9 protein-coding genes and 1 pseudogene are annotated in these 13,236 nt (G+C 53.6%); 6 read left to right on the top strand and 4 right to left on the bottom strand.

The genetic code is table 11. From position 1 onward, the window contains the following. The first annotated feature begins 147 nt into the window (after positions 1-147). Positions 148-549 carry an alternative ribosome rescue aminoacyl-tRNA hydrolase ArfB gene (gene arfB / locus A8O25_RS02460; protein ID WP_066830736.1) on the top strand — a complete coding sequence of 134 codons (402 nt, stop codon included), beginning with the start codon at positions 148-150 and terminating at the stop codon, positions 547-549. A 291-nt stretch (positions 550-840) separates the two neighbouring features. On the opposite strand, the gene A8O25_RS02455 is transcribed toward arfB, so the two are convergent. After that, complete coding sequence (locus tag A8O25_RS02455) at positions 841-1,647, bottom strand: DUF481 domain-containing protein (protein WP_161947683.1); 807 nt, start codon at positions 1,645-1,647, stop codon at positions 841-843. A 628-nt stretch (positions 1,648-2,275) separates the two neighbouring features. Beyond that, on the bottom strand, positions 2,276-3,613 hold the full coding sequence (locus tag A8O25_RS02450; protein ID WP_066830358.1) for an MBL fold metallo-hydrolase: 1,338 nt from the start codon (positions 3,611-3,613) through the stop codon (positions 2,276-2,278). A 296-nt stretch (positions 3,614-3,909) separates the two neighbouring features. Between A8O25_RS02450 and A8O25_RS02445 the strand changes: the two genes are divergently transcribed. Beyond that, complete coding sequence (locus tag A8O25_RS02445) at positions 3,910-4,734, top strand: cyanophycinase (protein ID WP_066830356.1); 825 nt, start codon at positions 3,910-3,912, stop codon at positions 4,732-4,734. Positions 4,735-5,179: 445 nt separating this feature from the next. Here the strand turns inward: A8O25_RS02445 and A8O25_RS02440 are convergent, their stop codons facing one another. Further along, the gene (locus A8O25_RS02440; RefSeq protein ID WP_066830354.1) at positions 5,180-6,073 is read right to left on the bottom strand and encodes an NAD(P)/FAD-dependent oxidoreductase; all 894 of its coding nucleotides are present in this window, start codon (positions 6,071-6,073) and stop codon (positions 5,180-5,182) included. A gap of 277 nt (positions 6,074-6,350) precedes the next feature. Here A8O25_RS02440 and A8O25_RS02435 point away from each other — a divergent pair, with 277 nt between their 5' ends. From A8O25_RS02435 to A8O25_RS02420, 4 genes are all read left to right on the top strand, one after another. After that, the gene (locus tag A8O25_RS02435) at positions 6,351-7,610 is read left to right on the top strand and encodes an OmpP1/FadL family transporter (RefSeq protein ID WP_066830352.1); all 1,260 of its coding nucleotides are present in this window, start codon (positions 6,351-6,353) and stop codon (positions 7,608-7,610) included. Positions 7,611-7,628: 18 nt separating this feature from the next. Beyond that, a complete protein-coding gene (locus tag A8O25_RS02430; protein ID WP_066830349.1) occupies positions 7,629-8,957 on the top strand; it encodes an SGNH/GDSL hydrolase family protein in 1,329 nt (442 codons plus the stop codon). 131 nt (positions 8,958-9,088) lie between these two features. Beyond that, entirely contained in the window at positions 9,089-9,529 is a 441-nt protein-coding gene (locus A8O25_RS02425; RefSeq protein ID WP_153042555.1) for a lipocalin family protein, read from the top strand. Positions 9,530-9,751: 222 nt separating this feature from the next. Beyond that, positions 9,752-10,138 carry a lipocalin family protein gene (locus A8O25_RS02420; protein WP_161947682.1) on the top strand — a complete coding sequence of 129 codons (387 nt, stop codon included), beginning with the start codon at positions 9,752-9,754 and terminating at the stop codon, positions 10,136-10,138. Between the two features lie 105 nt (positions 10,139-10,243). On the opposite strand, the pseudogene polA reads toward A8O25_RS02420, so the two are convergent. After that, a pseudogene (polA, locus tag A8O25_RS23675) lies at positions 10,244-13,110 on the bottom strand (DNA polymerase I). Between the last annotated feature and the right edge of the window lie 126 nt (positions 13,111-13,236).

Below are 13,236 nucleotides of genomic sequence, written 5' to 3'. Positions count from 1 at the left end.
GCAAAACACCCGCCGCGTGGGGCTTTTCCGCCTGCGCCGGGGCCGGGGCAATCCTGGGGCCCGGGGCTGTGCTCTTCGCCCGTTGCTATTACCTTTGGCCAGACGTTACACCACCGCCCTAAGCCGCCGGCTTACATACTTCTGCTTATGCTACCAGACCTTTCCTCAGAATTGACCTTCCAGACATCGCGCAGCAGCGGGCCCGGCGGCCAGAACGTGAACAAGGTGGCCAGCCGGGTGGAGGTGTGGTTTTCTATTGCGAACTCAGAGCTGCTCACCCCTGACCAGAAAGCCCTGCTGCTGGAGAAACTGGGCCCGCGCCTGAACAAGGACGGTTTTCTGCACCTGGCCAGCCAGGAGTCAAGAAGCCAGCTGGACAACAAGGAGGGGGTAGTGCAGAAGCTGTATGAGACCCTGGCCCAGGCCCTGCGCCGCCCCAAGCCCCGCAAACGCACCAAACCCTCAAAAGCCGCCATTGAAAGACGCCTGCAGTCTAAACAGAAGCAGGGGCAGAAGAAGGCCAACCGAAGGGGCGGCATGGATTTTTAAATTCCCTGAAGCGGCTGCCGCCGAGGGGGCAGTACCGTCATCTCAAAAGCCCCCGTAGCGTCTGGAGGACCTTTTCACCAACTTTATCTTATGATCTGCAGCTTTACCCGTTCTGCCCATCAGGGAGGCGGCTGGCCAGCGGGAGCGTAGAGCGCTGGTGCTCCTGCTACGCGCAACCGGTTCACAGAGCTGATTCCTTCGGCGCGAGCCGGTAAAATTTTGGCAGAACAGCCGCAGCCGGTTGGGTTTCTGTTTTTGCTGTTTTTCAGAAAACAGGCCAAAAACAGGCAGTTAAAAACTCACTTGAATGCCGTTGGTGAGGCTGTAGAGGTAGTTGGGAATGGGCACAATGGGCCGGTTCTCATAGGTGTGCGAGAAGTTGGTGGTGAGCTGCAGGCGGTTGTTGATCTTCATGGTGATGGACAGATCGCCGCTGAACCGGTGCCGCATCATGGCGCTGGGCTGGTCATAGCCAAACTGCCAGTAGTGAATAGAACTCATCTCCAGGTACGGGTTCAAAGGCAAGCGCACACTCACGTAGTTAGACATCTTGGGAATGTGCTTTTTGATATAACGCTCTTCCTCCAGGTTGTGCCACCGCTCGTGCTCATACATGCCCCCCGTGCCCAGGTTCAGCTTGATATTCTCTTTGCGCACCACGGCAAACCTAAGGCCTGCCCCGGCCAGCGCCCGCAGTTCCAGCCCCCGGTTGTAGTCATACTGCACCTGCCCGTAGGTTTCATAAGAGAGCCAGTTCTGCCGGTTAAACGTTACCCGCCCGTGCACAAAACCCGTCTCGATCTGGGTTTCGCCTTTCAGGCGAACGTAGTTGTAAGAAGCCAGCAGCAGGTAGGTATTGTGCTCAGAGACGTAGCCGCCGCTGCCGCTGCCGTTTAAGCCAATGAAATGGTCGGTTTTGCCCTCCTTGCCCACAGCGCGGTTGAAGAGGTTCAGGTTCACCCCTATCTTGCCGGTAAAGTAGTGGGAGGAGTCCCGCTCCACCCGCGCTTTTTCCACGTTCAGGATTTGGGCAGAGGCCGTGGCGGCGAGAAAAACAACAGCAGAAAACAGGGAAAGAACCCTAGGCAAAAAAGACATACGCAACACGTGAAAAGCCGCTCCCCGCAGGAACAGACCCCTCTTTTTTGGGGTGGACATGCCGCCACCTGTTTGACGCCCCCGCCTATGGGAAAGCGTGGGGTGCAGGCAGCGTTAGAAACCCCGAAGTTACAGAGAATTGCTTTTCTTTAAAAATAGCCGCCGCCCAATGCCCTCTCAGCTGGCGTTTTAGGCCTGTTTTTGTAAAAACGGCTCCAAAACGCCAGCTGGCTTTCCTACTCCTGCCCACATAGGTAAGCCTGGCAGTTCAAGGTGCTGCCAGACCGCACAAGCCTTTAGACACTGTTTACTTTTTGCGCTGCAACTGGCCGTTACCGCAACCTGGCCTCCCGCTTTTATTGCCTTTGCAGCACTGCCAAAAAGCTCAAAAACACCTTGGGTAGAACCTCACCCCTAGAGCCTGTTTACCTTTGTCTTTTGCGCTGCGAACGGGCCTCACAAGAACCTGACCTGGCGGTTGCCTCGCCCCATGGCGCTGCCAGGCTGCTCTGAAAACGGGATAGAAGCACCCTTTGCTCCCTGTTTTCGCCTCTAAAAACCAACCTGAAACAGCGCTTACTGGTTGGGCTATCTATGTGTAAACTGCCAACAGGCTTTTACTGATCTCTTAACTGAATTCTTTCACGGCTTCGCCGAGGTCATAGACGGGCATCTCCTCTACCACGTGGGCAATGATGCTGGCCGCCGCCGCTGACCGGTACCCGCTGGCGCAGTGCACCACAATGGGCTTGTCCCGGGGAATTTCGCTCAGGTGCTCCCGCAGCTCTGGCAGGGGCAGTTGCAGGGCGTGGGCAAATACCTGTTTCCCGCGGGCCTCACTCCGGTTCCTGATGTCTATGATGGTGAACTGGTCTGGGTTGGCTCTGAAGGCGGCCATGTCCAGGGCGGGCTCTGCGATGGTCTGGACCTGCGGCGGCGTGCAGAACGCCCCCAAAATGTTGGGTTCATAGCCAATGCTGGCGCTTTTCCTGATGATTTCCTTGAGCTTTTCTTCGTCTTCGGCAATCAGGTAGAACTGCTCATCTGGCCACATGACAGATCCCAGCCAGGTCTCAAACTTGGGCCCGTCCTGCAGGTTGATGGCCCCGGGCAGGTGCCCCTGCTTGAACTGCTCCTGCGGCCGGGTGTCAACAATCAGGACTTCGTCTTTCAGCTTGTGGTCAGGCTGTAGCAGGGGCACCTGTTTCACGGCGGTATCAAACTTGGGCGCTCCCTTGCGGTTTAGCTCTACGTTGTACGCAAAATAGGCGGGCACAAAAGGCTGGTCTGCGGTGAGGAAAGCCACAAACTCCTCTTCACTCATGGGCTGCAGGGCCGGGTTAGTGCGTTTCTCCTCGCCTATGGTGCTGGAGGGGGCGCTGCTCAGGTTTTTCCCGCAGAGGCTGCCGGCGCCGTGGGCCGGGTACACGGTTACATGGTCTGGCAGCGCCATGAGCTTCTCACGGGTGGAGTGGTACATCTGGCGGGCCAGCTCCTGGCGGGTGGCGGTGGCGGTGCCCACGGTCTCCCTCAGGTCGGGCCGGCCCACATCGCCAATAAACAGGGTGTCACCGGTAAAAACGGCTTGGGCTTTGCCTTCCTCGTTGCGCAGCAGAACAGAGATGCTGTCTGGAGAGTGGCCGGGGGTGTTCATGGCCTGCAGCGTCACCTGCCCCACCTTGAGCTCAGCGGGTTCATCAAAGGGCGTGTGTTTGTATTCGGCGCCCGCCAACCCACTGACATAGATGGGGGTCTGCTTGGCCTCAGACAGCTCCAGGTGCCCGCTCACGAAGTCTGCGTGCGGGTGCGTCTCAATAATGGCCACAATCCTGGCGTCATGCAGCATGGCGTACTCCTCATAGGGTTTGGGGTTACGCGCGGGGTCTATCACGGCAATCTCTGCATCACTCATGATGATGTAAGAGTAGTGGGCAAGCCCTTTGTCTTCAAACTGCTCAATTTTCATAGCTAGGAATGTCTGTGGGTGGTATGGTGAGAGGCAGAACGGCCTTTGCCCCTTTAAACGGGAAAACGGCAAAGTAGATGTTCTCCCTCTTTTCTGTTTCTGCCTGTTTTCAGGAAAACAGGCCAGAAACAGAACTTTGGCGGCGGCCGTTTGCGTAAAGAGGTTCCGGCGTTTGGTGGCTGCGGTGATTCCTGCTTACTTTCAGGCCTGGCGCGGGCCTGCCTTACGGCAACCACTCTTTTCTGCCGGGGCGGCAGCCCGGAGGCGCCACGTGAAACAGAAGAAAAAAACACTATATGCAAGAACCCAAAGGTACGTTGATTGCACTGGGCGGCGGAGATGACGACGTCTTGATTGAGCTCATCAAATCTGAGCTCTGCAGCCCAGACTCGCATATTGAGGTCATCACCACGGCCACCCTGGAGCCGCTGGAGAGCGGGCAGGCGTACAAAGAGGCGTTTGAAGAACTAGGCTGCCGCAACGTGCGGTTCATGCACATAGACGAAGCCAATGCCGCAGACAAACCCGAGAACCTGACCCGCATTGGCAACGCCGAAGTTATTTTCTTCACGGGCGGCAACCAGCTCCGGCTAAAGGAGTTTCTGGGGGGCACCCAGCTGCACCGGCTCATGCAGGAGCGGTACCTGCAGGATGAGATCACTATTTCTGGCACCAGCGCCGGGGCGGCCGCCATGTCTACCCGCATGATCTACGAGGGCTACGGGTATTATTCCCTGCTCAAGGGCGAAGTCAAGACCACAGACGGTCTCTCCTTCATCAGCAATGTGTTTCTGGACACCCACTTCACCGAGCGGGGCCGGTTTGGGCGGCTGGCGCACGCAGTCTCTAAACGCCCCGAGTTTGTGGGTATTGGCCTGGGGGAGGAAACCGGCATTATTATCAAGCAGAACCGGCACGTAGAGGTTTTTGGGTCTGGGGTCATCACCATCATTGACGGCGCGCACGTTCGTTACTCTAACCTGGATGAGGTGGAGGAAGGGGAGCCCATTGCCATTGAAAACCTGACCATGCACCTGTTGGTAGAAGGCCATGAATACTGCCTGCAAGACCGCAGCTTCAGAAAGGTTTCGCAGCAGCGGAAGAAGGCAAAGACCAAGTAGGCACTCCCGCCGTCTTTTCTCCAGAACATAATACATGAGCATTGCCCCGAACGGGAAAGTGGTACTTTTTCACCCCCGGCAGGGAATGGCTTGACTGGGGGCCTTGACGGGCATACCCTTTCTGGCGGGGAGAACCATTTCTACTCTGGCACAAGCAGATGCGTGCGCTACTGTTTTAGGGCTGATTTCACAAAAACAGGTCTAAAACAGCCGCCCTGCCCGCTTAAGCGTACATGGGCCAGAAATACTGCCCAGAGCCATCAGTAAGAAATTAATGACCCGCGTTGGTGAGGCTCGCGACACAAAAAATACCGGCCCGCCCGCAGCTGCTCTGTATAACTGTGCCCTCTGCTGGCATTTGCATACCTTTTTCTGTTTTAGGGCTGTTTTTTGAAAAACAGCCCTAAAACAGAAAAAGGCACCCGTTGTAGACAGGCATGAGAAGCTACTTCCTGAACTCCTTCTGCAGCTCCATGTTGATGGCCACTGCGGCTTTGGTGCCTTCGGCGGCGGCCACAATCACGAGCTGCATGTCACGGGCGGCGTCTCCCGCCACGTACAGCCCCGGCACGTTGGTCATCTGGTGCTTGTAGGTTTTCACCACTCCCTTGCTGGTAAAGTCACAGTGCAGCTGCTGCGCCAGGTCTGAGTGCTGGTCTGAGCCAGTGGAGAAGAACATGGCCTCCCGGTTCTCCACCTCCCCGTTCCTGAGTACAATGCGCTGCAGATGTCCGCCTTCGCCCTCTAGCCGCTCAATGCCGGCGGTGTTGATTTTGACGTCATTCCTGGCCAGGAGCTCGCGGTCTTCGCGGGTGAGTTTGTTGGTGCCGTCTGTGAACAGCATCACGTCACTGCTCCACGTTTTCAAAGACAGGGAGAGGCCAATGGCATCGCGGTTTTTACCGTAGGCCGCCAGGGGCTTGTTCTTAGACTCATAGCCGTCACAGTAGGGGCAGTGGTGAATGCTGGACCCATAGAAGGGCTCTGCCCCGGGCAGCTTAGGCCACCTGTCACAGAGGCCGGTGGCCAGGAGTACCTTTCTGGAGAGATAGACCTGGTCTTCTTCATCTGTGGCCTCAAACATGTCTCCCTCTTTGGAGATCTTGACAATGCGCTTCTGCTTAAAGGCTACCTCATACTTCTCCAGGTCTTTTCTCCCTAAGCGCAGGAACTCCTGCGGCGGGGTGCCGTCACGGGTAATAAAGCCGTTCATGGCGTCAGAGAAGGAGTTACGGTACACGCCGGTATCAAACAGCGCTACTTTGCGCATGCAGCGGCCCAGCAACATGGCGGCGCTTAGCCCCGCGGGCCCACCGCCCACTATCAGAACATCATACATACAATTATCTCTTTTCCAGACATGGCTTAACGAAACCCGCAGAAAAGAGGTGGCCCCTCTGCCTTCTTTCTTTCATTTTTCAGTAGAAAACGCCCCACCCCCGGGTTGAATTCTGCGTTGAAGGCCTGTAATGAAAATCAAAAGGGGAAGGTGGGGCGGTTAATATTTCTAAAAAAAATAGTGCTTATGCATAACACTATAAGAATAACTGTTCTATTTTTCTATATTTGGTTATCAAATCATTAAACCCAATCCACCAATTTTAACAAGCAAACGCATGAGAAGTAAATTACTAGCCTTATTGGGGAGCGCCGCCCTTACGGTGGGCATCGCCAATGCCGGCGGCTACCAGGTTAACTTACAAGGGCAGAAGCAGATAGGCATGGGGCATGTGGGCACCGGACTTGCGCTAGACCAAAGCAGCATTTTCTTTAACCCGGGGGCTTTGGCCCGGCTTAGACAAAACGGTGTACAAGTTGGTATCAGCGCCCTGACGTCTAAAATTGCGTACCGTGAACCTTCCCCCGGCATTTCTGAGGCCCGCACAGACAATCCTATGGGTACGCCTTTTCAGGTGTACGCTTCTTATGGCGCGGCTGAGAGCCCGTGGCGCTTCGGGATTGGGGTCTACACGCCGTATGGCAGCACGGTCACCTGGGGCAATGCCTGGCAGGGCCGCTTTGGGTTGAATGAACTTACCTTAAAGACCATTTTTATTCAGCCTACGGTCAGCTACCAGATCACTGACAAAATTGGCATTGGGGCCGGTCTGGTCATTTCTACAGGAAGCGTGAATCTGCAGCGCTCCATTCCGTTGATTGATGCCTCTGGCCGCGAAGGCCATATTGAGTTAGACGGAAAAGCCAAGACTGCCCTTGGTTTCAACGTGGGAATATTGGTGCAGCCCATTGAAAAGCTTTCTATTGGTTTGACTTACCGCTCAGAGATTGACGCCACCGTTGAGGGGGGAGATGTCACTTTCATCACGCCGGGCGCTGCCCCGGTAGCGGCTCAGTTTACCGCTAATCAATTTGACGCCACGCTTCCGCTGCCAGATAACATTACCCTGGGGATTGGTATCATGCCTACAGATAAACTGACCATTGGTATTGATGTGCAGCGTGTAGGATGGGGGGCTTACAAATCCCTGCGCTTTGATTTCAACGGCCGGGTAGGGCAAGCGCCACCCGTTGAGACCACCGTCAGTGACGCGCCGCGCAACTACAAAGACGCTTACATTTACCGCATTGGTGCCCAATACAAAGTGTCTGATATGCTCACCGTGCGGGCAGGCGGGTATTATGACCAAACTCCCGTTAGAACAGGTTACCTTACCCCAGAGACCCCAGATGCTGACTCAAGAAGCGTGTCTGCCGGTTTGACCCTGGCGGTAAGTGAAAAAGTAGACCTTGACCTCTCCTTCAGCTATATCAATAAAAAGGAGCGTACAGACCTGGCTGACAAATCTGGTGGGGTACCCGGTACCTTCAAATCTGTGGCTTACATTCCGGGTGTTGGGGTTAATTATAAATTCTAATTTCTTCTCTGAGTTATCATGAAAAATATATTACATAAAATAGGAACGGCTGTCATTCTTTCCAGCGCGTTCTTCTTTGCAGGCTGTGAGCCTGAATTTGAAGAAAAGGAAATTACGGTTAGCGCAGGGCCCCTTGATCTGTCTAAGTATGTGGCCATAGGGAATTCCTTAACGGCCGGTTTTCAGGACGGAGGCCTTTACTTAGAAGGACAGGTGAACTCCTATCCTAATATTCTCGCCTACCAGTTCTCTTATGCGGGAGGAGGTCAATTTGTGCAGCCTCTTTTCTCAAACGAGCAGTTTAATGGCTCCGGCTATCTTAGGTTAACTGGCTTTACCACCAGTGGCTCGCCTATTATTGCCCCAGTAACCACCAGTCTGGCAGTACGCACAGACGCCGCGGCACTTCCAGGAGGGCCGCGGTTAGCTAAATTTGCCAACCCTGCTACTATCCAGAACTGGGGGGTGCCCGGCATCTCTGTGCTATCCAGCAGCCAGGCCGCCTACGGGGGAATCAACCCCTACTATGAGCGGTTGCTCACTGACGCCGAAGTGGGGCAAGTGCCTTATGTTCAAAAAGTACTCTCTACCAAGCCTACCTTCTTCTCACTTTGGCTGGGGAATAATGATGTACTTACCTACGCTACCAACGGGGCCGTAGTAGACCCTAACAATCCTTTTAGCGGGTTGACTGACCCTACTACCTTTAGAGCCATTTACACCCAATTGGTGACCGGCTTAGTGCAGGGTGGTACAGAAGGGGTGATTGCCAATATCCCAGATGTAACCGCGGTGCCTTACTTTACCACCGTCACGCAAGACATGGTAAGACGCTCTGCCGGCAACAACCAACTGGTTATCTATATCAGAACGGGCGAAGGCCAAGCTGATGTACGCCCTATTGAAGCAGGAGATTACATTCTACTCACCACCCAGGCGGCCATAGGGAGAGCTGATAACTTTAACGGTACCACAATTCCTCACGGTTTCCACCCGTTAAACCCGCTCACTGACAAAGAGGTACTTGATAAAGCTGAAGTAGAAGAGGTTAGAGGAAGAACCATTGCGCTAAACCAGATTATCAAAGAAGTGGCTACTGCTAACAAGATTCCCGTTTTTGATACGTTTGACTTCTTTAATAAGCGTAAAAGCGGCTTTATGCAGAATGGCATAGGGTATTCTGCCGCCTTTATCACGGGTAATTTGTTCTCCTTAGACGGCATTCACCTGACTCCAAGGGGATATGCCATTGTGGCCAATGAGTTCATCAATACCATTAACTCCCATTACAAGTCTACTATTCCAACCATAGACGTTACCCAGTTCCGTACGGTGCTGATCCCGTAACCTCCTACCGGAATACCTTTAAAAAAGAGGCTCAGGCAGTACCTGAGCCTCTTTTTTTGCCAATTACGTATAGCTTTCTAGTTTAGAATATCTTTACAGCCGTTTCAGGAATATATTTTAAAAAAAGCCTTATGAAAAATCTCTCTTCTCTCTTTCTTCTACTCTGTTCAATGCTCTCTTTCACCGCCTGCAGCAGCGATGATGAAGATGACAACGCGGCCGCCCATCTGGTGAATAAGAAGTGGCAGTTAGCAGAGGCAAAAGTGACAAGCCCTCTCCCTATAGACTTCTATGAAGACCTGACCGCCTGTGAAAAAGACAACACCCTGGAATTCAAAGATAACAATATACTGCTCCTGGATGAAGGGCCAAGCAAATGCAACCCAGATGATGCGCAGCAAGAACAGGGAGCCTGGAGCATAAGCGGCACAACCCTCACCCTCTCAGGGGTTGACTTAGGCTTACCCATCTCTGAGATTAAACTCACCGTGACTGAATCTTCTGCCACCACCCTCAAAGGCACCTTTCAGGAAACCTATCAAGGCACTCCGGTGAAGGGCAAGGTTGCCTAAAGCCCTATAGACGCTAACAAAAATTTAAAAGATGGTACTTTGCCCTCAGCAAGGCTGAGGGTACCCTTAGTACAGATCAACCTTTTTTCCCCTCCCCAAACCCACTACTTACTTCTGAGTATTTTTAGCATTCTGGCATAAAATAGGATTATGCCCGCATTGCCTATTATGTTTAATGTAGTTCTTTTGCAGCAGTTTCAACAACCTAATGAAAACATCTGTATGAAAAAGAACTACTTACTTCTATTGCTGGCGGCTTTTGTATTTGCGTTCAGCAGCTGCAGCGATGATGATGAAAAATCATTCAACTCTAAAGAACTGGAGGGTGCCTGGAAAATGACCTCTATGCTGGAAAATAAGATGGAGATGTTAGATCCAGATGATGACATTGTATGGATTTTTGACGATGGGGAGTTTGAAATTGTGGAAGATGGCATGACAGATGAGACCGGATACTACCGGGTAAAAGGCGACAAACTGATCATGGAAGGTGATGACGATGTTACCTTTACAATTGAAGATCTGACCAAATCAAAACTAGTTCTTAGCATAAAGGAGTCTTTTGGCGGAAACACGTATGAGGGACGCATTACCTTCAGGAAGAATTAACTTCTAGTTACAAAATACTATCAAAAAGAAGAGGGGGCCTTTGGCCCCCTCTTCTTTTTATGGCTCTCTGTTTTTGCTGTTTTTTCAAAAACAGGCCAAAAACGCCTAGTGCGCAGCCAGCCAGTTGTCACCGGTGCCCAGGCCAATCTCCATGGGCACGCTCAAAGGCAAGGCCGTTTTCATGAGTTCCTCAATCTTGGGCTGCACTATTTCCAGTTCCTCTTTGGGCACGTCAAAGACCAGTTCATCATGCACCTGCAGAATCATGCGGGTGGCCAGTTTCTCGTCGCGCAGCCATTGGTCAATGTTGATCATGGCAATCTTGATGATGTCTGCCGCGGTGCCTTGAATGGGCGCGTTAATGGCGTTGCGTTCGGCGTAGCCGCGTATGTTCTGGTTGCGGCTGTTGATGTCACGTAAGTAGCGGCGGCGGCCCAGCAGCGTCTCCACGTATTCCTGCTCACGGGCCTGGTTGATGGCGCTGTCCATGTACTGCTTCACGGCGGGGAACTCCACAAAATAGGCCTCAATGATGTCGGCGGCCTCGCGGCGCGGGATCGCCAGACGTTCGGCCAGGCCGAAGGCAGAGATGCCGTAGATGATGCCAAAGTTGATGGTCTTGGCCTTCCGGCGCATGTCTGACGTCACCTGGTCAACGGGCACGTGGAACACCTTGGCCGCGGTAGACGCGTGAATATCCTGCCCCTTCTGAAACGCCTCTTTCATGGTGGCGTCATTGCTGAAATGGGCCATGATCCTGAGCTCAATCTGCGAGTAGTCAGCCGAAAGCAGCACGTGGTTCTCGTCGCGCGGCACAAAAGCTTTGCGTATCTCCCGGCCTTTCTCCGTGCGGATTGGGATGTTCTGCAGGTTAGGGTTGGTGGAGCTCAATCGGCCGGTGGCCGCCACGGCTTGGTTGTACGAGGTGTGCAGGCGGTTGTCTTCTGCGCACACCAGCTGCGGCAGCGCATCTACATAGGTGCTCTTGAGTTTGGTGAGCTGTCGGTGGTCCAGAATGAGCTGCACAATCTCATGCTCAAAGGCCAGCTTTGATAAGATTTCTTCGCCGGTGGCGTACTGCCCGGTTTTGGTCTTCTTGATTTTAGAGCCGCCCAGCTGCATTTTATCAAACAGCACCTCGCCCAATTGCTTAGGCGAGCCTATGTTGAACTCCATGCCCGCGTGCTCAAAAATCTTCTGCTCAATCTCCTTGATACTGGTTTCCAACGAAATAGAAGACTCAGCCAGGGCCTCGGCGTCAATGCTTACGCCAGCGCGCTCCATGTGGCCCAGCACGGCCAGCAACGGGTTCTCCACGTCATGGAAGAGGCGTTTTAGGCCTTGTTTTTCCAAAAGTGGGTCAAAGTAGTTTTTGAGTTGCAGGGTGACATCAGCGTCTTCGCAGGCGTACTCGTAGACTTGCAGCGGCGGCAACTTATCCATGGTGAGCTGGTGCTTGCCTTTGCCCAGCAGCGTCTCAATGGAAATGGGCGAGTAGTTCAGGTACGTCTCAGCCAGCAAATCCATGTTATGCCGCATGTCGGGCTCCAAGAGGTAATGGGCCAGCATGGTGTCATAGAGCGGGCCCTGCACGTCAATGCCGTAGCGCTGCAGCACTACCAGGTCATACTTGATATTCTGCCCAATCTTGGTAATACTGGGGCTTTCCAGCACCTCCTTAAACTCCTGCACCAGGTCAAACGCCGCCTCCTCGTCCTGCGGCGGAACCGGAATATAGTACGCCTCACCCGGCAAATAGCAGAACGACAACCCTACCAGACGCGCCGTGATGGGGTCAACGCTGGTGGTTTCGGTGTCAAAAGAGATTTCCTTCTGCAGTTTCAGGTATTTTAGGAGCTGTGCGCGCTGCTCGGGCGTGGTGAGCAGGTGGTACTCGTGCAGGGTGGTGTCAATGGTTTTGCGCACGCGCGGCGTAAGTTCGTCAAACGCGGCCTCGGTGGCCACGCCTTCTTCGGGCGCGCCGATTCTTCTACCGCCCCAAACAACGAGGTCTGCCCCGTAGGCACGCTGGATTTTACGCCTCTGCCCACGGTAGGTTTGTTGCTCACGGGCTTGGGAACGGCCGGCGAGGCGGTGCCCAGCACGCGGGTGGCCAGTTGCCGGAACTCCAGCTCGTCAAACAGCGCGGCTAGCTTCTCGGTGTCCGGGCCGTCATAGCGCAGGCCTTCCTCGTCAAATTCAATGGGCACGTCCAGGTGAATGGTAGCCAGCTCTTTAGACATCAAGCCCTGCTCCGCGAAGTTCACCACGTTTTCCTTCTGCTTGCCTTTCAGTTCATGGGCATTGGCAATCAGGTTCTCCACGCTGCCAAACCTTTGAATGAGCGTCTTGGCAGTTTTCTCGCCAATGCCCGGTATGCCGGGTATGTTATCTACGGCATCGCCCATGAGGCCCAAGATGTCAATGACCTGCTTCACATTTTCAATCTCCCAGCGCTCCAGTACCTTTTGCGTGTCAATCACCTCAATAGCGTTGCCCAAAAACGCAGGCTTGTAGACAAACACGTGGTCGGTGACCAGCTGGTAGTAGTCTTTGTCTGGGGTCATCATGAACACGTCATAGCCGGCTTTCTCTGCTTTGCAGGAGAGGGTGCCAATGATGTCATCGGCTTCGTAGCCGTCCAGCATCATGCCCGGTATGCCAAACGCCTCCACAATCTTCTTCACGTACGGAATGGCAATGGCAATATCTTCGGGCATGGCCTGCCGGTTGGCCTTGTATTCCACAAAATTCTCATGCCTGAACGTCTTGCTGGGCGCATCATAGCACACGCCAATATGGGTGGGCTTCTCCCGGTTGAGCAGGTCTACCAACGTGTTGGTGAAGCCCAGCGCGGCGCCGGTGTTCATGCCTTTGGAGTTGATTCTGGGGTTCTTGCTGAACGCGAAGTGGGCGCGGTAGATGAGCGCCATGGCGTCTAGCAGAAAGAGGCGTTTGTCTGGTGTACTCATAGTCTAGCGAAGGTACGGGGTACGTGGCTGTTATAGGGTATTATCACCAAAAATGGCCTTATACTGAAGACTTCTACTTCAATGGGTTTACTGTTTCCACAGAAACTAAATTGTACATTATTCTGT

It is taken from the genome of Rufibacter ruber (assembly GCF_001647275.1).
In the GTDB taxonomy this organism is placed as follows: Bacteria; Bacteroidota; Bacteroidia; order Cytophagales; family Hymenobacteraceae; genus Nibribacter; species Nibribacter ruber_C.
This window is presented reverse-complemented; position numbering and strand designations above follow the sequence as displayed.